General features: G+C 69.4%; 19 protein-coding genes and 5 pseudogenes. 9 read left to right on the forward strand and 15 right to left on the reverse strand.

What is annotated here, in order from left to right; translation table 11 throughout:
* Nucleotides 1–123: 123 nt before the first annotated feature.
* The 6 genes and pseudogenes from EDD90_RS55285 to EDD90_RS10975 all read right to left on the reverse strand — a co-directional run.
* Nucleotides 124–1,026: pseudogene (locus EDD90_RS55285) on the reverse strand (IS701 family transposase); the annotation flags it as partial.
* A 3-nt stretch (nucleotides 1,027–1,029) separates the two neighbouring features.
* A pseudogene (locus tag EDD90_RS55290) lies at nucleotides 1,030–2,711 on the reverse strand (ISAzo13 family transposase); the annotation flags it as partial.
* The gene (locus EDD90_RS10960) at nucleotides 2,632–3,102 is read right to left on the reverse strand and encodes a transposase (protein ID WP_260328719.1); all 471 of its coding nucleotides are present in this window, start codon (nucleotides 3,100–3,102) and stop codon (nucleotides 2,632–2,634) included. The pseudogene EDD90_RS55290 and the gene EDD90_RS10960, both read right to left, overlap by 80 nt.
* Before the next feature lie 188 nt (nucleotides 3,103–3,290).
* Nucleotides 3,291–5,102, reverse strand: a complete 1,812-nt coding sequence (locus tag EDD90_RS10965) for an MFS transporter (RefSeq protein ID WP_123972841.1) — start codon at nucleotides 5,100–5,102, stop codon at nucleotides 3,291–3,293.
* A gap of 27 nt (nucleotides 5,103–5,129) precedes the next feature.
* The gene (locus EDD90_RS10970) at nucleotides 5,130–5,486 is read right to left on the reverse strand and encodes a MarR family winged helix-turn-helix transcriptional regulator (protein WP_260327795.1); all 357 of its coding nucleotides are present in this window, start codon (nucleotides 5,484–5,486) and stop codon (nucleotides 5,130–5,132) included.
* A gap of 443 nt (nucleotides 5,487–5,929) precedes the next feature.
* Nucleotides 5,930–6,346, reverse strand: coding sequence for an ester cyclase (locus EDD90_RS10975; RefSeq protein ID WP_260327796.1), 417 nt, complete (start codon nucleotides 6,344–6,346; stop codon nucleotides 5,930–5,932).
* Between the two features lie 117 nt (nucleotides 6,347–6,463).
* On the opposite strand from EDD90_RS10975, the gene EDD90_RS10980 reads away from it, so the two are divergent.
* Complete coding sequence (locus EDD90_RS10980; RefSeq protein ID WP_123972842.1) at nucleotides 6,464–7,432, forward strand: LysR family transcriptional regulator; 969 nt, start codon at nucleotides 6,464–6,466, stop codon at nucleotides 7,430–7,432.
* Here EDD90_RS10980 and EDD90_RS57160 read toward each other — a convergent pair.
* The 5 genes and pseudogenes from EDD90_RS57160 to EDD90_RS11005 form a co-directional block, all read right to left on the reverse strand.
* Nucleotides 7,422–7,601: pseudogene (locus tag EDD90_RS57160) on the reverse strand (IS5/IS1182 family transposase); the annotation flags it as partial. The gene EDD90_RS10980 and the pseudogene EDD90_RS57160 overlap by 11 nt on opposite strands.
* Before the next feature lie 62 nt (nucleotides 7,602–7,663).
* Nucleotides 7,664–8,044 (reverse strand): hypothetical protein, encoded by a 381-nt coding sequence (locus EDD90_RS10995; protein WP_123972843.1) that lies wholly within the window; start codon nucleotides 8,042–8,044, stop codon nucleotides 7,664–7,666.
* Nucleotides 8,045–8,435: 391 nt separating this feature from the next.
* Nucleotides 8,436–8,624: a hypothetical protein gene (locus EDD90_RS11000; protein WP_260327797.1), complete on the reverse strand. Its 189-nt coding sequence runs from the start codon at nucleotides 8,622–8,624 to the stop codon at nucleotides 8,436–8,438.
* Nucleotides 8,625–8,861: 237 nt separating this feature from the next.
* Nucleotides 8,862–8,999 (reverse strand): hypothetical protein, encoded by a 138-nt coding sequence (locus EDD90_RS55295; RefSeq protein ID WP_185149038.1) that lies wholly within the window; start codon nucleotides 8,997–8,999, stop codon nucleotides 8,862–8,864.
* Between the two features lie 38 nt (nucleotides 9,000–9,037).
* The gene (locus tag EDD90_RS11005; protein WP_221305095.1) at nucleotides 9,038–9,997 is read right to left on the reverse strand and encodes an NAD(P)-dependent alcohol dehydrogenase; all 960 of its coding nucleotides are present in this window, start codon (nucleotides 9,995–9,997) and stop codon (nucleotides 9,038–9,040) included.
* A gap of 114 nt (nucleotides 9,998–10,111) precedes the next feature.
* Here EDD90_RS11005 and EDD90_RS11010 point away from each other — a divergent pair, with 114 nt between their 5' ends.
* Together EDD90_RS11010 and EDD90_RS11015 are read left to right on the forward strand one after the other, a co-directional pair.
* A complete protein-coding gene (locus EDD90_RS11010; protein WP_123972844.1) occupies nucleotides 10,112–10,810 on the forward strand; it encodes a TetR/AcrR family transcriptional regulator in 699 nt (232 codons plus the stop codon).
* Nucleotides 10,811–10,858: 48 nt separating this feature from the next.
* Nucleotides 10,859–11,191: a CPCC family cysteine-rich protein gene (locus EDD90_RS11015; RefSeq protein ID WP_123981142.1), complete on the forward strand. Its 333-nt coding sequence runs from the start codon at nucleotides 10,859–10,861 to the stop codon at nucleotides 11,189–11,191.
* An 89-nt stretch (nucleotides 11,192–11,280) separates the two neighbouring features.
* Here the strand turns inward: EDD90_RS11015 and EDD90_RS11020 are convergent.
* A pseudogene (locus EDD90_RS11020) lies at nucleotides 11,281–12,264 on the reverse strand (IS5 family transposase).
* 150 nt (nucleotides 12,265–12,414) lie between these two features.
* Between EDD90_RS11020 and EDD90_RS11025 the strand changes: the two are divergent.
* Complete coding sequence (locus EDD90_RS11025) at nucleotides 12,415–13,110, forward strand: hypothetical protein (RefSeq protein WP_123972845.1); 696 nt, start codon at nucleotides 12,415–12,417, stop codon at nucleotides 13,108–13,110.
* A gap of 225 nt (nucleotides 13,111–13,335) precedes the next feature.
* Here the strand turns inward: EDD90_RS11025 and EDD90_RS11030 are convergent, their stop codons facing one another.
* Nucleotides 13,336–13,518, reverse strand: coding sequence for a hypothetical protein (locus EDD90_RS11030; protein ID WP_123972846.1), 183 nt, complete (start codon nucleotides 13,516–13,518; stop codon nucleotides 13,336–13,338).
* A 372-nt stretch (nucleotides 13,519–13,890) separates the two neighbouring features.
* Between EDD90_RS11030 and EDD90_RS11035 the strand changes: the two are divergent.
* Nucleotides 13,891–14,120: pseudogene (locus EDD90_RS11035) on the forward strand (BlaI/MecI/CopY family transcriptional regulator); the annotation flags it as partial.
* A gap of 83 nt (nucleotides 14,121–14,203) precedes the next feature.
* Here the strand turns inward: EDD90_RS11035 and EDD90_RS11040 are convergent.
* Complete coding sequence (locus EDD90_RS11040) at nucleotides 14,204–15,919, reverse strand: HAMP domain-containing sensor histidine kinase (protein WP_260327798.1); 1,716 nt, start codon at nucleotides 15,917–15,919, stop codon at nucleotides 14,204–14,206.
* Nucleotides 15,920–15,967: 48 nt separating this feature from the next.
* On the reverse strand, nucleotides 15,968–16,657 hold the full coding sequence (locus tag EDD90_RS11045; RefSeq protein ID WP_123972847.1) for a response regulator transcription factor: 690 nt from the start codon (nucleotides 16,655–16,657) through the stop codon (nucleotides 15,968–15,970).
* 93 nt (nucleotides 16,658–16,750) lie between these two features.
* Between EDD90_RS11045 and EDD90_RS11050 the strand changes: the two genes are divergently transcribed.
* The 4 genes from EDD90_RS11050 to EDD90_RS11065 are packed head-to-tail and all read left to right on the forward strand — an operon-like array spanning nucleotide 16,751 to nucleotide 20,511.
* The gene (locus EDD90_RS11050) at nucleotides 16,751–17,326 is read left to right on the forward strand and encodes a hypothetical protein (protein ID WP_123972848.1); all 576 of its coding nucleotides are present in this window, start codon (nucleotides 16,751–16,753) and stop codon (nucleotides 17,324–17,326) included.
* A complete protein-coding gene (locus tag EDD90_RS11055) occupies nucleotides 17,313–18,563 on the forward strand; it encodes a hypothetical protein (protein ID WP_123972849.1) in 1,251 nt (416 codons plus the stop codon). The genes EDD90_RS11050 and EDD90_RS11055 overlap by 14 nt, the downstream gene beginning before the upstream one ends.
* Nucleotides 18,560–19,285: an ABC transporter ATP-binding protein gene (locus tag EDD90_RS11060; RefSeq protein ID WP_123972850.1), complete on the forward strand. Its 726-nt coding sequence runs from the start codon at nucleotides 18,560–18,562 to the stop codon at nucleotides 19,283–19,285. The genes EDD90_RS11055 and EDD90_RS11060 overlap by 4 nt, the downstream gene beginning before the upstream one ends.
* Entirely contained in the window at nucleotides 19,282–20,511 is a 1,230-nt protein-coding gene (locus EDD90_RS11065) for an ABC transporter permease (protein ID WP_123972851.1), read from the forward strand. Before EDD90_RS11060 ends, EDD90_RS11065 begins: the two co-directional genes overlap by 4 nt.
* The last annotated feature ends 35 nt before the right edge of the window (nucleotides 20,512–20,546 follow it).

The raw sequence follows: 20,546 nt of genomic DNA on the forward strand, positions 1-20,546 counted from the left end.
ACTCCCTCCTAGTAGTGCTTGGTCAGGTTGGTATCGGTTCTGGCATGTTGCGGTGGCAGGTGGGGCAGGCGCCGGTCCAGACCGCGAGGAGTGACTGCAGTTCGCGGGTGACTTGGTAGAGGGTCAGGCCGGCGCCGTCGCTTTGGGGGACCGGGTGAGGCGTTGGAGGGTGCAGAAGGCGTGGGCGACGGAGACGAGGGTGACGTGGTGGTGCCAGCCTCTGAAGGTGCGGCCTTCGAAGTGGGCCAGGCCCAGAGTCTGCTTCATTTCGCGGTAGTCGTGCTCGATGCGCCAGCGCAGTTTCGCGGTGCGCACGAGGGTGGCTAGTGGGGTGTCTGCGGGCAGGTTGGACAGCCAGAACTGGACGGGTTCGGTTTCGGTGGCGGGCCATTCGGCCAGCAGCCAGCGCACCGGAAGTTCCGGGCCGTTGCAGGCTTTGCGGATCTCGCGTCCGGCGGGACGGATCCGCAGGGCCACGAAGCGCGAATGCATGCGCTTCACACCGCTGCGGCCGCTGCCCGGCCGGGAGCCTTCCCGCCACTGCACCGGCCTCGCGGCTCGCTTCCCGGCCGCGATGACCAGCTTCTTCACCGTCTGGGCCGGCCCGGGGTAGGACGGTGCGGGCCTCGGGCCACGACCGCTGCAGGGCGGGGCGTACGGCCGGGCTTCTTCCGGGTGGGCGGTGGTCGTGGTGGAGATGCCGACCGCGTAGCTGAGTTCGCGTTCTTCCAGGCCGAGGCGGAAGGCTGCGGTATCACCGTAGCCGCCGTCGGCCACGACGAGCGGGACGTCGATTCCCCACGACCTGGTCTCGTCGATCATGTCCAGGGCCAGCTGCCACTTCTCGACGTGTCCGACGTCTTCGGGGATGCCGCACGTGGTGCGGCGGGCCACCTTGCCCGGATCGGCCTTGGGCGAGGCGGGATCCCAGCTCTCGGGCAGGAACAGACGCCAGTCCACAGCCGCCGACGCGTCGTCGGAAGCCAGGTGCAGGGACACTCCGGCCTGGCAGTTGGTGACCTTGCCCGGGGCCCGTATTTCAATAACTGTCAGGGACGGGTTTCCGCGGGGGCTGTTCGGGCGTGTAGCTGTTCCATTGTGCGGGCGGGCGATCCGGGTATCGGCGTGACGAGGATCCGGTGCAGGTCTAGGAGCCGTTGTGCGTCCTGGTACTGGATGGACAGGTTGGTGCGGTTGACGCCCAGTAGTTGGGCCAGGAACGTCATGGTCACTACTCTGCGGCGGCGCAGGATGGCTGCCAGGAGTCGGTGGGTGTGGTCCACGCTGCTGGTCTGTGGGTGGCGGTAGCTGCGCGGGCGGTGGAAGCGACGCTGGAATGCTGCCTCGGCCAAGGCGTCCCAGAAAGGCTCCGAGACCGCCACCAAATACTCGAAGGCGGTTCGTGACATGCCGGTCAGGGCCGGATCGGTGAGCATCGCGGTCAGGGCCGGGTCGGTCCGGTGTGTCGTTGCCGGCGCGCTTGGCGCTCGCGGTGGAACGGGAGACAGTGTGTAGTTCCAGTCACCGTGGAAGGCGTGGGGTGTGATCGGAAGGGCGTGGAACTCGGCGGGTGTGATGCTGATGCCGAGGTCGTAGCAGCCTGTGTCCAGTTCGGCCCCGATGGTCAGGCCGGTCCTGGTGGTTGTGGCGGCGATGGTCTCGAGGACGACCTGGTAGCTGGTCAGCGGCCGCCCTCGCCAGTTCGCGGTGATGTGACAGAACATCCGGTGCTCTATCTTGTTCCACTTCGAAGTCCCCGGCGGTAGGTGACAGACCGTGATCTCCAGGCCGCTCTCTCGTGCGAAGGTGGCAAGGTTGCTTTTCCAGGTCCAGCGGCGGGGATCGTTGGAGCCGCCGGAGTCGGCGGTGATCAGGAGCCTGCCGGCATTCGGGTGGTCCGCCCGTCCGCGGTGCTGCCACCAGCGTCGGATGGACTCCACCGCGAACTGGGCGGTGTCGTGGTCGGTGCCGACGTTGACCCATCCGCTGTTGTTGGCGATGTCGTAGATCCCGTAGGGGATCGCCATGGGCTGGTCGTTGGTGGTGAACGTGTGGCAGTCCACCTTGATCGCGTTCTTGCCCGGCCGCCAGGCGCGACCGGGCCGGTCCCGGTTGCCGAGCCATTCCTTGGCCTTGGTGTCGACGCTGATCACCGGCTGGGCATCGTCGAGGAACGCGGCGGCGGTGGCATTGAGGTGGGTGAACTGGGCATCGCGGTCCGGATGGCTGATGCCCTCTGTTGTCTTCGCGGTTCCCTGCAGGCTGTAGCCCAGGGTGTGCAGCAGGTGTCCGACGGTTGAAGCGCTGATCGGGTGGCCCTGTGTGGTGAGGGTTGAGGCCAGGGCCCGTAACGACAGCGTGGTCCACCGCAACGGGGAGACGGGGTCGCCTCGGGTGTGCGGCTCGATCAGCGACTCCAGTGCGGGCAGCAGACCAGGGTCGGTATCTGTCAGCCGCTTGCGGCCCGCACCTGGAGCCCGGACCCGCAGGGTCGGTGAGGAGCAACCGGCCAACTCGGCCATGCCTCGCGTGATGGTTGCAGTGCTGGTGCCGGAGGCGGCGGCGACCCGGACGATCCCGCCGCGGCCGAGGGCCGTAGCCTCACTGGCCAGGTACAACCGACGGCGGCGCTCATCGAAGTGCGGCAGGATCTGATCGAACTTGGCCCGCAGAGCACGAGCGGCAACGCGGTCTGACAGACACGGAGTCACATCTCAGACTCCCACCAACACCCCTCTGCCGAGCACTTATTGAAATACGGGCCCCGGCCGTTCCGGAGTACTGGCGCTGCACTCCGGCGGAGGTGGTGCCCTTCTTCACGAAGCCGGTGTCATCGAGGACCAACACACCCTCTGGCGTGCCGAGTTGCTCTGCTACGTACGCCTGGAGGTCGTCACGCAGACCGTCGGTGTCCCAGCGGCTGTGGCAAAGCAGGTGCTGCAGGCCGTGTGGGGTGGCGTGGCCGGCGTATTCGGCGAGCTGCCAGCTGTTTTTCCGGCCGACCGGGCCGAGCAGCCCGCGGATGTAGTCGCGCATGCGCCGCCGGGTCTCCACCCGGGCGAAGCGGACCCCGGTCTGCAGAAAGAGTTCTTCGAGTTCCAGGTCCCAGGCGTTCGTCGGTACATCGTGGATCACGACAACTCACTGCTCACCGCGCTGTCACTACATGCGGCGCGGGCACCCGTTGGTGGGACGGCCTGCCCAAGGCCGCCCCGCCCAGGCCCAACCCCCGCTACACTCCCCACCGCCAGGCCGTTGACCAGCAGAAATACAGAAGTCCGGCTGGAGTACTAGTTGCCGGGGGTAGGCCGCATGGTGATCTCCGCCCGCGTCATTTCCGTCCCGTCATCGGTCGCAGCGCCAAGGGTGTCGCCGGCAGTCGTTCGTGGGGGTGTGTCAGGTCCGGGGAGCTTAACGGTGGGGCTGCTGCCGCGCAGCAGGGAGGCGAACGCAGCGAGGAAGGCGAGGGTGGCACCGAAGGCGAACACGATGACCAGGCCGGAGTGGAAAGGCCCGGAGATCAGGGTCGGGAAGAATTCGCGTCCCGTCAGGGTCTGTTGTTGCACCACCGTCAGGTGGGTCAGGGTGCCGCTGGGCTCGAGCAGGTGCTGGATCGGGTTGACGCCCAGTTGGGCGGCGAACAGGGACGAGACCGGGGGCAGACTGCCGACCTGGGTGGCGACGTGGGCCGGTACGCCCTGCTCCTGCAGGCCGGTGGTGAGGGCGTGCGGGAGGCTCTTGGTCAGCCCGGCGATCATGAGGGAGAAGAACACGCCGATGGAGACGGCGGTGCCCGAGTTCTGGAAGGTGGAGCGCATGCCGGAGGCGACACCGCGCAGTTGTGCGGGCACGCTGCCCATGATCGAGGAGGAGTTGGGGGAGGCGAACATGCCGCTGGCTATGCCGTTGAGCGCGATCAGGGATGCGAAGATCCAGTAGCTGAAGTCGATCGGCAGCAGCATCAAGCCCAGGAAGCTGGCGCCGAACAGCAGCGCGCCGCCGGTGGCCAGGCCCCGGGAGCCGAGCCGGTCGGACAGGTAGCCGGAGACCGGGCCCGCGGCGAGGAATCCGGCGGTCAGCGGCAGCATGAAGATGCCGGCCCACAGGGGGGTATCGCCGTAGTCGTAGCCGTGGAGGGGGAGCCATATGCCCTGCAACCAGATGACCAGCACGAACTGCATGCCGCCCCGGCCGATCGAGATGGCCAGGCCCGCCAGATTGCCGAAAGTGAAGGCCCGCTGGCGGAAGAGACTCAATTGGAGCATCGGCGCGGAGACGCGGGTTTCGATGGCGACGAATGTCGCCAGTAGGACCAGTCCGCCGGCGAGCAGAGTGTCGACCAGCGGGTTGGTCCAGCCCATAGTGCGTCCTCCGTAGGGCTGCAGGCCGAAGGTGACCGCGACGAGAACCACACTGAGGCCCACCGCGAAGGTGATGTTGCCCCACCAGTCGATCCGGCCGCCACCGCTCTTGCCGGTCTCTCGGAGGGTGCGGTAGGCCCACAGCGTGAAGAACACGCCGACAGGCACATTCACCCAGAACACCGCCCGCCAGTCCCAGGTAGACAGCAGCCCTCCGGCGACCAGACCGAGGAACATCCCGGCCAGCCCGGCGACCTGGTTGATGCCCAGGGCGAAGCCGCGCTGCTCCTTGGGAAAGGCGTCCGTCAGGATCGCGGCCGAGTTCGCGGCCAGCATCGACCCGCCGACGGCCTGCACGACCCGCCAGGCGATCAGCCACATTGCCCCGTTCCCGCCGTTGAAGGGGTCGAGGGACAGCAGGATCGAGGCGAAGGTGAAGACCGCGAACCCGGAGTTGTAGATCAGGACCCGGCCGTACATGTCTCCCAGGCGGCCAACCGTGACCACCAGGACGGCCTGGACCAGCCGGTAACCCATGATCATCCACAGCAGATAGGCGATGTTGCCCGGAGCCAGCGGGTCCAGGTGCACGCCGCGGAATATCGCTGGCAAGGCGATCAGCACGATGGAGCCGTCCAGGGCGGACATGAAGACCGCAGCGGTCGTGTTCGTCAGCGCCGTCCACTTGTACCGGTCACCGGCTGAGCGGCGCGGGGCGTACGTCTTGGGAGGGTCCGTCATCGGCGTGCCTTCCGGGATACGTCGGGGTCAGATGTTCTGGGCCAGCCGCTCCAGCAGCGGTGCGGCCGTGGCGAGTTGTTCCAGCTCCGCCGGGGTGAACGCGCCTCTGGTCAGGGCTTGGGCGATGAGTTCGGCCCGCGCGTTGCGCTTGTCCAGCGCCCGCAGACCGGCCTCGGTCACCGACAGCACCATGCGCCTGCCGTCGTTCGGATCCGGGTGGCGTTCGACCAGGCCACGGGCCCGCAGCGCACTGAGCGTCGCCCCCATGGCCTGCGCGGTGATCTGCGCCTGACGGGCCAGCGCCGAGGAGGTGGTGGGGCCCGACCGGTCCAGATGCGACAGCGCGGTCCGCTCGGGCATCGTCAGCCCGCCGTCGATGGGCACTTGGCGCACCCGTCGCAGGGCCCGAACGGGAGGGGCGCAAGGACGCGCTGCAGGCTCGACCGCCGCCAGGATCAGCAGCGTCGCTGCGGTGACCGTGGGTCCGTTCTGAGCCGCACCTATCCGGACGTCGAGCGGTCGCGCAAACGGGGCCTTGTGCGAGCAAGATTAATTATGAGCCGCCGCCCCCCGAACTCGAGTGCGTTCTTAGGACTCCTAGTAAAAAAGAGGTCCAGAGTCGGCGCTAGCAGATGATGCTGAAGCCGAGGGTGAGGAAGGCTTCGTGGACGCGTCGCGGATCTCCCAGCGGGTGCGCAGGCGGCGCAACCAAGGTAAGGGCGGGAAGGTGGCTCCGTTGACGCTCCGATTTTCGCTGTTCGCCGCGCCGCTCACCGACATCACGCTCACCCCGCTCGAGGTCGGACTCGCCCTTGGTGGCCGCCCGGCTAGCATCCTTCGGTGCCTAGCTGGCGCAAGAGACTGCGGTTGTCGGTGCGTACCCACTCCTCGATGAGGCGTCCCCGGTCGTCGAAGCGGAAGATGTTGATCAGGTCGAACATGATGCGTTTGCCGTTGGGCGGCAGCGGTCCGGCCGGTGACTGGGTGAACTCGCGGGCGAAGGTGCCTTCGGTCCATGTCTGGCAAGCCAGGTGGTCACCTTCGGCCACCACGATGCCGCGCCGGATCGCTCGGTCGTCGAAGGCCTCGCGCACGGAGTCAAGGTAGGCGGTGAGCCCGGCGAAGTCGGACTCGAAGCCGTCCGGCCCGTGGAAGCGGAACTTCTCCGTGTCGAAGTACGTCGCGGCCTCGGCCGGATCCTCGCCCGACACCTCCAGCTCACCCGCGCGGATCAGTCGCGCCACGAGTTCGTTTCGAGTGAATCGCTGTGTCATATCACCAGCCTGCCCTCCTTCAGTCATGCGGTCCAACGATGATTCCGCACGATTCCCATGACGAACACGCATGTTAGGATCGCGGCCATGGCCGAGTTCACCCTTGCGGGCCTCCGCGTCGTTCACCAGGTCGCCGCCGCGGGATCGTTCACTCGGGCCGCCGAGATGCTCGGCTACACACAGTCGGCCATCTCCCGCCAGGTCGCTGCCATGGAGGCAGCAGCCGGAGCACCGATCTTTGACCGCAGACGACGAGGCGTGGCGCTCACCCCGGCAGGCCAGGTGCTCGTCCGGCGCGCGACGGAGATTCTCGCCGACATGGCGGCGACCGAGCTGGAACTCGCCGGCCTGCGCGACCGGCTCGCAGGCCGCCTCACGATCGGCGCCTATCCCACCGCCGCTATGGCGTTGGTCCCGCGAGCGATGGCGCAGGTGACGTCCGGTCATCCGGGTCTCGCCGTGATCCTGACGGAGGCCTCGACGCCCGCCCTGCTCCGGCGACTGCAGATCGGTCGGCTGGACGTGGCGGTCATCGGGGTCGGCCACGGCCTGCCGGACTACGACCTGAGCGAACTGAGGCAGACCACAGTGCTCCAAGGCGACCTTCTGCTGGCCGTCCCGGACACGCACCGGTTCGCCGGCCACGCCGGCATCACCATGCCGGACCTCGCCCAGGAGCACTGGATCGCCAGGGACGACGCGGCGGGCGAGCCGCAGTTCGGAGCCTGGCCGACCCTGCCGGACCCCCACATCGCCCACACCGCGCGCAGCTGGTCGACACGCCTCGGCCTGGTCGCGGCCGGCCTGGGCATCACTGTCATCCCCGATGTGGCCCTACCGGCCCTGCCGACGGGTGTACGAGCCGTGGCCGTCACCGACAGTTCCTGGCCCGGACGCGCGACGGTCGCCGTGACCCGGCCACGCCCTTCCGCCCAGGCACAGGCGATGGTGACAGCCCTGCAGAATCAGGCCGCCTGTCTCCACACGCCTGACTCCGGGCAGGAACGGCCTGAGGACTCCTACAAGCAGAGGTCTTCAGGCGGCGCCAGCAGATGATGCTGCAGCCGAGCGTGAGGAAGGCTTCGTGCAGGTCGTCGCGGATCTCCCAGCGGGTTCGCAGGCGGCGGAACCAGTGCAGGAGGGCGAAGGCGGCTTCGACGACCCAGCGGTGGAGGCCAAGGCCGGAGCCGTGTTCGCTGCCGCGGCGGGCGATGACCGGGCGGATGCTTGTGATCGCCACGACGGCGGTGCCCGACCACCTCCGTGGGGCACCGAGCAGGTGGAGTACTAGGCTGTGAAGCTCCAGTCGTCGGTGGCGGCGACATGTTCGGCGGGTGCGATGAGGTGCCTGGTGGTGTCCAGGGCTTCCCGAATGTGCTGGGCGAGGGCGTGTCGGTCGGGGTCGTTGACCCAGCGTTCGAAGGCGACCTTGAACGCGGCGATCCCGATTTCCGCGGCGAGTGCTGCGGTGGTGCTCTCCAGACCGCGTTCGCTCAGCGCGTCGGCGAGGGTGGAAGCGAGTGCGGCGAGTTTGGCCAGTTCGCGTTCCTGGAGTTCGAGGTTGGCGGCGATGACGGCCTGACGTTGCCAGCCTTCTCGCCGACCACGAGATGGAGTACACCCTGGCCCGCTCGGCCAAGGCCTGGGCCGCGCTGGCCATCGCCGCACGCCGCGACGGCCGCCTGCGCCAGGGCCGCCGAGGACTACCACCGTGCCCAGCGCACCAGCCCCTACCCGGTCGAGGTACGCGACGCTGGCCTGTGTTCGTGAACCGCCTCCACCAGGCCATGTACTTTGAGGAAGTCGACAGCAAAAGGCCGACGAGTCCTCATCGCCGAGCTGCTGGGGCTCGGCGGCTACGGCCCGCCCAGATGGCGGCCGTCCTCGCCTCCGAACTGCGCGATCCCGACACCCGCCCCGCCGCCCTGCGCGCCGTCGAATCCCGGCAGCCCTCATGCGAAGGCGCGAGCGTTCTCCGGACCGAAATCGCGATCTGCGGCACTTCCCCGTGTCGCCCGGCCCTGGCGTGTGGCCGGGGCCGGGCGACACGGGCTTTGGTTCAGTTGGTGCGGTAGCGGGTGGCGAGGGCGGGGCTCTGGCCGGCGAAGGCGGCGAGGTCGGCGTGGAAGACGGCGTCGAGCAGGCTGGCGTCCTCGACACCCGGCGCGCAGACGACCTCGCCAAGTCCGAGGCCGCGCAGGCCGGCGGTGACGACGTCCTCGGCACTCATGCGGGGCACGACGCTCATGTCGAGGCCCTGGCGCGAGTGGAACTCGGTGGCGACGATGCCCGGGCACAGCACCTGGACCTGGACGCCGGTGTCCTCTAGTGCAGCGCGTCGCAGGTCCGTTGCCGGTTGGGCGGCTCCTTGCTGTTACGCCTCGTAGTCGCCGAGGAGGACGAGCGCTACCGTGTCGAAGGCGTCGTTCGGGTGGCCGGTGTCGGTGTACAGGAACGCCGCGAGCAGCCCGACCTACGCCGCTCGTCAGCGGGGGTTCTCCGGCAGCAGCCAGGAGCCGCCGAGCCGATGCATGAGGCGCTTGCCGGCCGACTTGCCGTTGCTGGTCAGCGCGCCGCGGCCGCGCGCCGCCGAGACCGCCGCCCGTTTGCTGAGCCCTTCCATCTCAACGGCACGGCCGGCGGTTGGACGATGTCAGCGCGTCACACGACCTGGATGACGTGCTTTCCGCGGACGCCACCGGCCTCCAGGGCGCGGTGCGCGGCGGCAATGGAAGCGAGGGGGTGAACAGTGTCCACGACCGGACGCACATCGCCGTTCTGTGCATACCGGGTCAGTTCGGCGAACAACTCGTGCCGTGGGTTGCCACTGAAGAAACGCACCCGCCGGGAGCCGTGGACGCTGGAGCCGAGCAGGTAGCCAACACTTGTGAGGAGGTTCTCGAGATCGAAGGCGATGGCTACCATGCGTCCCCCTGGAGCCAGCAGCCTACGGTAGGCGGGGTGCTGAGTGCCGACGGTGTCCATGATGACGTCGAACACGCCCAGTCCTTCCGGGCGGGTCGTCGTGTAGTCGAGGACTTCGTCCGCGCCCAGGCCGCGGACAAAGTCGAGGTTCTTCGGGCTCGCGAGGGCGGTCACGTGAGCGCCGAAGACCTTGCCTATCTGGACCGCGACGCTGCCGACACCGCCACTGGCCCCGCGCACCAGGAGACGTTCGCCGGGCCTGAGACGCGCCTTATCACGCAGAGCGGTGATCGAGGTCGTTCCGCCTCCCAGCAACGAGACAGCCTGCACCGGAGTGAGATTGCCCGGGGCCAGAGCTATCTGCCGGGTAGGGACGGCCACGTACTCCGCCGCGCTGCCGGAACTCGTCCGCCCCAGGAAGCCCCACACCCGCTCTCCCTCCCGTATTCCGGTCGCTGAGGGACCGACCTCAGCGATCTCGCCGACGAAGTCGATCCCGACGCGCTGCGGGAAGCGGCGCCCCGTCACCAGGCGCATCTTCCCGGCCCTGCCGGCCAGTTCGCCGCCGTTGACGCTGGCCGCGTGGACGCGGATCAGCACCTCACCGGGCTCGAGATCGGGCACGGGCACCTTGCCCTCGTACAGCACCTCCGGAGGGCCGTACCGGTCATAGAGGGCTGCACGCATCTGGTTCACTGCTTCGTCCTTCCTGTGTCTCGGGAACCGCGGACGGAAAGGACCTGTCCGCTGACTCACCCAAGCTAACGCCGTAACCGGGCGACACCTTCCACTTGAGTTAATGTGAGAGACATGCCTGTCCAGCACTCTCGGAAACCGGGCCGACCTCCCGCTTCCACCGATGAGCCCCAGCCACCCGCCGCCGGTTCAGGGCTGCGCGCCGACGCTCGACACAACCGCAACCGCATCCTCGAAGCCGCCCGCGAGGCATTTACGACCCAGGGAATCGACGTACCCCTCACCACGATCGCCCGCCGCGCCGGAGTCGGCGCCGCTACCCTCTACCGGCACTTCCCCACCCGCGTCTCTCTCATCACCGAAGCCTTCACCGAACAGTTCGCCGACTGCGCTGCCGTCCTCGACAAGGCGCTGGGAGACCCCGACCCCTGGCACGGGTTCTGCTCTTTCATCGAGAAGGTGTGCGCCATGCAGGCCACCGACCGGGGCTTCACGGCCGCGTTCCTCTCCCAGTTCCCCGACGCCATCGACTACGAGCGCGAACGTACCCGCGTCGAGAACGACCTCGCCCAGCTGGTGCAGCGTGCCAAAGCCGTGGGGCGACTGCGGGACGACTTCGACCACGCCGACATCACGCTCCTGCTACTGGCCAACAGCGGCGTTGTCGGAGAGTCGCAGCAGGTCTCGCTGGCCGCGTCCCGACGTCTGGTTACATACCTCCTCCACTCTTTCCGGGCCGACCAGACCGAACCCTTGCCCCCGCCTGCACCGCTGGGACTGCACCACATCCACCAGTCTCCACCCCGCCACTAGGGACTGTCTCCGGTTGTGATCAAGCGGGGCTGGCACACTTCTCATGTGATGACACCACGCGAGTTGCGAGACGCGTGCCCACCGGGAGGGGGGCCCTACGCTTGCCCGTGTTGCCGCTTCTTGACTCTTGAGGCTCGGTGCGCGTGGGAGATCTGCCCGGAGTGCGGTTGGGAAGACGACGGGCAGGATGATCTGAATGCCGATGAGGTCTGGGGCGGGCCGAACGGATCAGAGAGCCTGACCGCCGCCCGCCTTCGATACGCGGATTACGCAGCTGATGGTCGATCTGGAGGCCGGGATTCGGTAGCCCAGGGCGGCGATGGTGCGTGGTGGAGTGCGGCCAAGCAGGTCCTGCGCGGGACTGGTGAAGCGGACGAGTGAAACCTGTTCGATTCGCTACGGGGCATGGCATCTGCTTCCTGCACCGGCGGGGGCGGTCCCGAGGCGAACTTCGGTCTGCCCGCAGTTGATCAATTGGCTGCCGGGAGGCTGGAGATCCAGATGGTCGCTGCGCGGAGGTGGAGTCCGGCGAGGTAGCTCTCGGGTGTCTTGTCGTAGCGGGTCGCGATGCCCCGCCAGTCCTTCATCTTGTTGATGGCCCGCTCGACGGTGTTGCGGTCACGGTAGAGATCGGCGTCGTGGCTGAGGGGTCTGCCGCCCAGACTGCCCTTTTTCCTGCGGTTGGCGGCCTGGTCCTTCTTCTCGGGGATGGCCGCCTTGATGCGGCGTTTGCGCAGGTGGGCGCGGTTGGCGCGGGAGGAGTAGGCCTTATCGCCGGCCACGGCAGCGGGGCCGGGTGCGGGGACGGCCGACAGGCAGGCGGACCCGCACCTTGCTCAGGACCGGGATGAACTGGGGGCTGTCGGCGGCCTGCCCGGCGGTCACAAGCAGCGCCATCGGCCGGCAGCGTCTGTCGGCGGCCAGGTGAATCTTGGAGGTCAGCCCGCCGCGGGAGCGGCCGAGCAGGGCGGCCGTCAGTCGGGCCCGCCGTCGTAAGCGGATACGGCGGCGTTCGGCCCGGGCCGGGTCATTTTCGCTGGCCTGCCCGGCTTGTTCCCCGCACGCGCCCCCTTTTGCGTGGCCGCCTCCTCAAGAGCGGCAAGAGTCTGTTCGCTGACCCGCATGCCGGCCGCGTCGTGATGAGCTCGCACGGTAGTGGAGTCCACGCTGACCAGCGACATGTCGATCTCGTCCCGGCGGGCGGCCTCGGCGATCGCCTCTTCCAACAGGGCCTGGAAGACACCCGCGTCCCGCCATCGCATGAAGCGGTTGTAGACCGTCTGCCAGGCGCCGAACCGCTCGGGCATCTCCCGCCACTGGCCGCCGGTACGGAACCGCCAGATCACACCCTCGAACTGCTCCCGCAGCCGCTCGGGATACGGACCGAACCTGCCGACAGGCAGGAACGGCCCGATGAACTCCCACTCGTTATCAGTGAGTTGCGCACGCGTCACACCACAGTCCTACCGGACAGGCATCCCACCCGCAGTTTGATCACAACCGGAGACAGTCCCTAGGGGCAGTGCGTCGCAGGTTCGTTGCCGGTTGGGCGGCTCCTTGCAACCGCCCGCCCCCCTGAACCCGCGGGCAGTACCACGCTGTTGGTGCTCAGCTTCGACGGCAAGGGGATCGTGATGCGCCCGGGCCACCTGCGCGAGGCCACCGCGAAGGCGGCGATGCGCGCCAAGCGCACGTTCCGCACCCGCCTTTCCGCCGGGGAGAAGACCTGCCGCAAGCGGATGGCCACCCTCGCCGTCGTCCACGACGCGGACCCCGTCCCGCGCCGTCCGCACGACATCATCGCCCCGCCCGGCGGCCGCACCGGGACCCGCCGGCCGCGCCCAGGGCCCAGGGCCCGTGCGAAACGGCTCACCGCCTCCGTCGAGCACGACCCCGAACACGTCATCAAGGCGGCGTTCGACCAGGCCGAGGCCCGCGACCCGCAACACCGAAGGCACTGGGTGGTGCTGGTCGACGGCGCCACCCACCAGCTCGACCTCGTCCGCGCCGAAGCCGACCGCCGCGACGTCATCGTCCACGTCGTAATCGATATCGTCCACGTGATCGAGAAGCTCTGGGCGGCCGCTCGCTGCTTCCACATGGCCACCGACCCGGAAACCGAGACCTGGGTCGGGGCCAAAGCTACCCGGATCCTGGCCGGTGACGCCCCGGCGCCATCACCGACATCCGCGCCGAAGCCGAGCGCCGCCGTCTCACCGACGACCAGCGCGCCGCCGCGGACACAGCCTGCCGCTACCCGACCAACAACGCCGACCACGTCCACTACGACCAGGCCCTGAAGGCCGGATGGCCGATCGCCAGCGGAATCGTCGAGGGAGCAGCACGCCATCTGATCGCCGACCGGCTCGATACCACCGGTTCCAGGTGGAGCGTCCCCGGCGCCGAAGCCGTCCTCACCCTCCGCGCGCTCATCAGCAACAGCGACTTCCCACAGTACTGGGCCTTCCACGTCCGAAGGGAACGCGAACGTCTCTACCCCCACGCTGACCAGCACAACTACGCACTCATGCCTGACCGGCGATCTCACTCCACAAGAGCCGCACCCCCTCGATATAGTCCCGCAGTTCAGCGATCTCCTCCCGCGTGGCAGCCTCCCGCCGATCGAGCTCCTCCAACCACGACACCATCGCCGCCTCCAAGACCACGCTCCAGGACACGACGATCCGCCATCCGACCACGAACGGCAACGGCGCACGGCGTCACCAGCTCACTGCAGAAGAGCCACACCCACCTGCGTCCCGAACGCGTCCTGGAGGGACACATCCGGTCTGCCCAGGGTCCGTCCTCCCAGCTCGGCGACGGGCCCCGAGACCGCGAGCAACGGATTTCCCCTCCGACGCGCCTCCGCTCCAGAAGTCGTACTGGTGAAGAGGTGTTCTTGAGGTGCGCGGTATTCCAGGTTCCGGCCGTCTCGGGTCGACGGCCGGCGACAGCACGTCACCCCGTCGACAGGCTCGCGGCGGCCGCGTCAGGCTCGTCCGCGATCGGGTCACCCCACCGGCCGTACTGCAGCCTTTACGAGGACTCCTGTTACCGCGGTGCAGAAGGGGACGCTGGTCATGCGACGGCTGGGTGATCTGGAGGCGGAGATCATGGACCGTCTGTGGAGGTGGAGGCGCCCGTGCGCGAGATCGTAGACGACATCAACCGGACCCGGCCCGTCGCCTACACCACCGTGATGACCGTGGCCAACATCCTCCACAGCAAGGGCTGGCTGGTACGCGAGCAGAAGGACGGCCGGGTCTGGCTGTACGAACCGGTCCGCAATCGGGAGGAGTACGTGGTCAGCGAGGCACCCGCACCTCACTCATGGCCACAAGGCGTGTCTCGGCGATGGCGGTGCGACGGCACCGGTGGGGCGCGGTTGCACGCTCATACGGGTAGCCGCAGCGAGAACACCGTCCCCTCACCCGGGGTGCTGCGAACGGCCACGGTGCCGCCGTGTGCCTCGACGAGCCGGCGCACGATGGCCAGACCCAGGCCGCTGCTGCCGGTGAGGCGGCGGCGGGACTTGTCGGCTCGCCAGAAGCGGTCGAAGACGCGTGGCAGGTCCTCGGGTGGAATGCCGGCTCCGGTGTCGGCGACCTCGATCAGCACCCGGTCCGCCTCCCGCCGTGCGGACAGGGTGACGCTGCCTCCGTGCGGGGTGTGCCGTACCGCGTTGGAGACCAAGTTGCCGACGATCTGCCGCAGCCGGACCGGGTCGGCGGTCAGTACGGGGTCGCCGTCCGTGCCGGAGGCGACGGTCACGCCCGCGGCGGCGGCACGGGCTCCGTACGCGGCGGCGGCGTGTTCGAGGAGGTCCCGCACGTAGAGGGGCTCGGGGTGGAGGGCCAGGGTGCCCGCGTCGGCCGCCGCCAAGTCCTGCAGGTCGTCGATGATGTGCTGGAGTTGCAGGGCCTCCTCCAGGAGGGAGGAGGTGAAGGCGGTGTCCGGTACGGCGATGCCGTCCTCGGCGGCCTCCAGCCAGCTGCGTATGTTGCCGAGCGGGGTGCGCAGTTCATGGGCGATGTCGCTGGTCATGGCCTTGCGCTGCTCCTCCAGACGCTCCCGGCGCTCGGAGAGGTCGTTGAAGGCCGCGGCCAGCCGGCCGATCTCGTCGTTGCCGGTGACGGGGACGCGCACCGGGCTGCTGCCCGCCGGGCGCAGGGCGGCCTCGGTCAGTGCCCGCAGCGGCCGTACGAGGCGGATGCCGGCCAGGACCGTGACCGACACGGTGACCAGCAGCACCAGCCCCGCGACACCGGCGATGCGCACGGTGTTGGCGGGCGACAGGTCGAAGACCGCAGTGCCCGTCCCCTGCGACGGTGAACCCACGTACAGCTGCGCCGCCGGGGCCACATACGGGGTGAGCTGCTCGCGGCGGGCGGAGTCCACGCAGGTCTGCGCCGTCGCGGAGCCGTTGGGCACCGTGAAGTCGAGGCCTATGGCGTCCTGCTTCAGGTCGTGGCGCCGTAGACAGTCCGCAGCCAGCGTCCGCAACCGGGTGAGCGCCTTCGTCTCGTCGGCGGTGGGCCGTTCCAGCCCCGCGGTGTGGCAGATCTGGGAGGCCTTGATCCTGACGTCGTAGTCGGTGGCGCCGACCACGACGTACGGGTGCCCGTTCGCCCAGCGCGCGATCCGTCCGGTGTACCCGACGGACCGGAGACAGGACAGGACCTTGCCGGCGTAGGGGTCCAGGACGCGTCGTTCCGCCTCGGTCAGCCGGTAAGGGCCCAGGGCCCTGGGGTCGATCCCGCCGGCGGCTCCGCCGGTCACCACGGACGCGTCGACATGGAGCGGGTCGACCACGGCGGACGCCCGGTCGGGCAGTGCGGCCACGGGGCCGGTGCGGGCCAGTGCCCGGGTGCGTCCCCGGGCGGTGAGCGTGATCGTGCGGCCGGTGCGCCGCGCGAGGGCCCGTACGACCGGCTGTACGTCGTCCCACGTGGGGTGCGTGGCGGCGTACCCCACGAGGGTCGTGTAGATGACGGTGTCGTCCGCGAGGACCTGGCCCTGCTCCTTGCGGACCGCCTGCGCGGTCGTTCGGGCGGCCAGCCAGGCGGTCGCCGCGACCGAGCAGACCGCGATCAGCACGGAGGCGGCCAACAGCCGTATCAGAAGGCTGCGGTGGGCGAAGGGGCCGACGCGCACCGCTCAGCCGCCGGTCAGCTTGTAGCCGATGCCGAACACGGTCATCAGGCGGACGGGCCGTCGTGGGTCGGGCTCGATCTTCTTGCGCAGGTTCAGCACATGGACATCCACGGTCCGTTCGGTGATGTACGGGCTGGACCCGTGGGTATGGGCCAGCAACTGACGGCGGGTGAAGACCCGGTCCGGCTGCTCCGCCATGGCCGCCAGGATCCCGAACTCCCCCGGGGTGCACTCCACTTCCCGCCCGCCGACCCGCACCTGATGGCGCGCCGGTTCCACGGTGAGGTCACCCACCCGCAGGACGAGGTCGTCCGCGCCGCCCGTGCGCCGGGTGCGGCGCAGCAGCGTTCGGACCCGGGCCATCAGCTCGCGGGGGCTGTACGGCTTGGTCAGGTAGTCGTCGGCGCCGAGGTCAAGACCGAGCAGCAGGTCCTCCTCGGAGGAGCGGGCGGTCAGCATCAGCACCACCAGTTCCTCGGACTCCCGGCGCAGCACGCGGCACACGTCCAGCCCGTCCACGACGGGCATCATCAGGTCGAGCACCAGGAGGTCGGGCCGGAGTCGGCGGGCCTGGTCGATGGCCGCGCGCCCGTCGTGCACGACGACGGCGGTGTGGCCCTCGCGCTCCAGGTAGCGGCGGATCACCTCGGCCTGTTTGGTGTCGTCCTCGGCCACCAGGACATGTGCGCACATGCTTGTGGACCTTATGACTTGTCCGAGCCGTTCGAACGGGATTCTGATGACGGTCTGACAGGATCTTCATACCTTTTGGCGACGGTACCGGACATGCCGAACACCACCATCCGGTACGCGGCCGCCGCGACGGCCGCGCTCTCCCTCTCCCTGCTCACCGCCTGCGGCGTCAAGGACGAGGGCACAGGTCAGGTCGCCTCGCTCCAGAGCCCGTCGGCGGACGGCGGGAAGAACACGTCGTCGCCCAGCTCGGAGAACGGTGTCCAACTGCGGTTGGACATGACCGACGACGAGAAGACGGACGTGATGGAGAGCTGGCAGCTCTGCCTGGTGCACCAGGGCCTGCCGAGCTACACCAAGCAGGACGGGAAGCGGAAGCTCGTCCTCACGCAGGCCCCCCGTAGCAAGTACCCCAAGGAGTACAAGGCGTGTGAGTCGAAGCAGCCCATTCAGCCACCGGAGATGGACCCGCAGAAGAACCCGCACTACATGGACGACTACCGGACCTGGATCAAGTGCATGAACGACAAGGGGTTCGCGGTCGAGGCGCTTCCCGACGGCGACGGCTGGACCTTCGCCTCCCACCCCGGCCGGGTCGACCCGAACAGCGCGAAGGCCAACCAGATCGAGTTCGACTGCAAGCTGGAGGCCTTCGGTGGCGGAAAGTGACACCGACGGCGCCGCTGTCACTCCGCGCCGCCGCGCACGCCGCCGGACGGCCGCCGTGGCCGCGGTCGTCGTGGCAGCGGCCGCCGCGACGGGTGGCGCGGTGATCGGCTGGCAGAGCCACGGCTCACCGTCCACCCGCACCGCCACGGACTCCGCCCGGGTCGCGACGACGGCCGTGGTGCGGACCGACCTGTCCGACGCGCAGACGCTGGACGGCACGTTGGGCTACGGCCCTGCCCGCACCCTCAAGGGCACCGGGGACGGCACGGTCACCTGGCTGCCCGCCACGGGCGCCACGGTGACCCGGGGGCAGCAGCTCTACCGGGTGGACGACCAGCCCGTCGCGTTGTTCTACGGCGCCACCCCGCTGTTCCGCACGCTGGACACCCAGGGCACGGTCGGCACCGATGTGAAGGTCGTCGCCGACAACCTGGTGAAGCTCGGCTACGACATCGGCGCCCAGCCGGCGCCGGGCAGCTGGGTGACCCCTCCGGCCTCCGGTGCCACACCGACCCCGACGCCGCACCCGAGCGGGAGCACGGCCCCGTCCTCCGGCCCGTCGGCGACCGGTTCGACGACGGCGGCGCCGGTCCGGGTCAAGATCGGCGACGGGATACTCACCGCCCCGCTCATCAGCGCGATCAAACGCTGGCAGACGCACGTCGGAATGGCCCCGACCGGCGTGGTGGGCCCCGGCGACGTGGTGGTCCTCCCCGGCAAGGTGCGGATCTCCGCCGTACAGGCGCAGCCGGGCGACCCGGCCGCCGAGCCGCTGCTTTCGGTCACCTCCACCAGCAGGAAGGTCACCGTGCAGGTCGATCCGACCGAGGTCGGGTCGATCCGGTCCGGGGACACGGTGTCCGTCGCCCTCCCGGACACCTCGACGGTGCGCGGCACCGTGACGGCTGTCGGCCGGATCGTCCAGGGCGGGACGGACAACGGCAGCGGGGCCGGCACGGATCCCGCGCAGCTGACCGTGACCATCTCACTCGCCGAGACGGCGGCCGTGCGCCGGCTGGACTCCGCCCCCGTGCGGGTGACGTTCGCGGGGAGCGCGCGCAAGGGCGTCCTCGCCGTACCGGTGGGCGCGTTGCTCGCACTGCGCGAAGGCGGATACGCCGTGCAGCTTCCGGACGGGCGGCTGATCGCGGTGAAGACCGGGCTGTTCGCCAAAGGCATGGTCGAGATCAGCGGCACCGGCCTCGGCGCGGGCCTGAAGGTGGTGACGACCTCGTGACACCCGTGCTCGCCGTGCGCGGCGCGACGATGGAGTACGCGGGCGGGGTGAAGGCGCTGGACTCCGTGTCGCTGACCGTGGAGCAGGGCGAACTGCTCGCCATCACCGGCCCGTCCGGCTCCGGCAAGTCCACGCTGCTCAACATCATGGGCACCCTGGACCGGCCGACCGGCGGCACCGTCGAGATCGACGGACAGGACGTCACCCTGCTGACCGACCGGAATCTGTCGGCCCTGCGGGCACGACGGCTCGGCTTCGTGTTCCAGCACTTCCACCTCACCGACGGGCTCCGTGCCTGGGAGAACGTCGCAACCGGCCTGCTCTACGCCGGAGTTCCGCGCCACCGACGCCGCACACTGGCCCGCGCGGCCCTCGCCAGGGTCGGCCTGGCGCATCGTACGGGCCATCTGCCGCACCAGCTCTCCGGCGGCGAACGGCAGCGCGTCGCCATCGCCCGCGCCCTGGTGAACAATCCGTCACTGGTACTGGCCGACGAACCCACCGGCGCGCTCGACACCGCCAACGGCGCAGCGGTGCTGGATCTGCTCACCGAACTGAACGGCGAGGGGACCACGATCGCGCTCATCACACACGACCGGGACATCGCGGCCCGGCTGCCGCGCAGGGTGGAGATGCGCGACGGGCGCGTCCTGTCCGACACGTCGGCCGCGTCCGACGCGTCCGACACGTCCGACGCGGCGGCGAAGGCGGTGCGGACATGAGAACGCCCCCGCGGGCCGAGCCGCCGCACCCGCCCAAACCGGTCCGGCTGGCCCCGCTCGACCTGCTCGGTCTCGGGCTGCTGGGCATCCGTACGAGAAAGCTGCGCGCCGCCCTGTCCGCGCTGGGCATCTCCATCGGCATCGCCACCCTGGTCGTCGTGACCGGGATCCCGGCCTCCAGTCAGCGGGCGCTGATGGCGCAACTCACCGCGCTCGGCACCAACATGCTGCAGGTCCAGCCGGTCCCGGACCAGAAGCCGCCGGTGCTCATCCCCGAGACGGCCACCGACATGGTGGCACGCATCGGTCCCGTGACCGTGGCGAGCGCGGTCGCCAACACCCATGCGTCCGTGCACCGTTCGGACCGAGTGGACTCCGCCGACTACTCGGGGCTGCCCGTCCTCGCGGCCAGGAACAACCTGCTCAAGGCGGTCAACGGCACGGTGCAGTCCGGCCGTTTCCTCAGCGCCTCGACCGACCGTCTCCCCACCGCCGTCCTCGGCTCGGTGGCCGCGAGCCGGCTCGGTTTCACGAGGGTGACTCCGGGCGGCCCCGCACCGCAGATCTATGTCAACGGCCGCTGGTTCACCGTCATCGGCATCCTCGCCAAGACCCCCCTCTCCCCCGACCTCGACCGTGCGGTGCTGGTCGGCTGGCAGGCGGCACGCGCGCAGCTGAAGTTCGACGGGCACCCGACCGTCATCTACGTCAAGGCCCGCGAGGACTCCATCGAGGCCGTACGGGACGTGCTGCCCGCCACCGTCTACCCCCAGCTGCCCGGTCTGGTGCAGGTCAGCCGCCCATCCGACGCGCTGGCCGCCAAGCGGGCCACCCAGACCACGCTCTCAGTGCTCTTCCTCGGCCTCGCCGGGGTGGCCCTGCTGGTCGGCGGGATCGGAGTCGCCAACACGATGGTGGTGTCCGTGCTGGAACGCCGTCGCGAGATCGGGCTGCGGCGGGCGCTGGGGGCCAGCCGGGGCCAGATCCGGGGGCAGTTCCTCACCGAGTCGGTCGTCCTGTCCGCGCTCGGCGGACTGGCCGGAACGGTGATGGGGATCCTGGCCACGGCCGGCTATGCGGTGTGGCAGGGCTGGCCGGTGGTCGTCCCGCCGGCCGCCGCGGTGGGCGGATTCGGGGGAGCGGTGCTGGTGGGCATGGTCGCGGGCGTCTACCCGTCGGTGCGGGCCGCCCGCCTGACGCCGACGGAGGCGCTGGCGTCGGGGTGAGGTGCGGGACCGGGGTGCGTACGGTCGCGAGGAGC

This window comes from Streptomyces sp. Ag109_O5-1 (assembly GCF_003814875.1).
In the GTDB taxonomy this organism is placed as follows: domain Bacteria; phylum Actinomycetota; class Actinomycetes; order Streptomycetales; family Streptomycetaceae; genus Streptomyces; species Streptomyces sasae.

Bases quoted from the DNA above. Each gene is read 5' to 3' on its own strand.
- EDD90_RS10965 (WP_123972841.1), bottom strand. From the start codon at position 5,102: ATGACGGACCCTCCCAAGACGTACGCCCCGCGCCGCTCAGCCGGTGAC.
- EDD90_RS10980 (WP_123972842.1), top strand. From the start codon at position 6,464: ATGGCCGAGTTCACCCTTGCGGGCCTCCGCGTCGTTCACCAGGTCGCC.
- EDD90_RS11000 (WP_260327797.1), bottom strand. From the start codon at position 8,624: ATGAGCGTCGTGCCCCGCATGAGTGCCGAGGACGTCGTCACCGCCGGC.
- EDD90_RS55295 (WP_185149038.1), bottom strand. From the start codon at position 8,999: ATGGAAGGGCTCAGCAAACGGGCGGCGGTCTCGGCGGCGCGCGGCCGC.
- EDD90_RS11010 (WP_123972844.1), top strand. From the start codon at position 10,112: ATGCCTGTCCAGCACTCTCGGAAACCGGGCCGACCTCCCGCTTCCACC.
- EDD90_RS11015 (WP_123981142.1), top strand. From the start codon at position 10,859: ATGACACCACGCGAGTTGCGAGACGCGTGCCCACCGGGAGGGGGGCCC.
- EDD90_RS11045 (WP_123972847.1), bottom strand. From the start codon at position 16,657: ATGTGCGCACATGTCCTGGTGGCCGAGGACGACACCAAACAGGCCGAG.
- EDD90_RS11050 (WP_123972848.1), top strand. From the start codon at position 16,751: ATGCCGAACACCACCATCCGGTACGCGGCCGCCGCGACGGCCGCGCTC.
- EDD90_RS11065 (WP_123972851.1), top strand. From the start codon at position 19,282: ATGAGAACGCCCCCGCGGGCCGAGCCGCCGCACCCGCCCAAACCGGTC.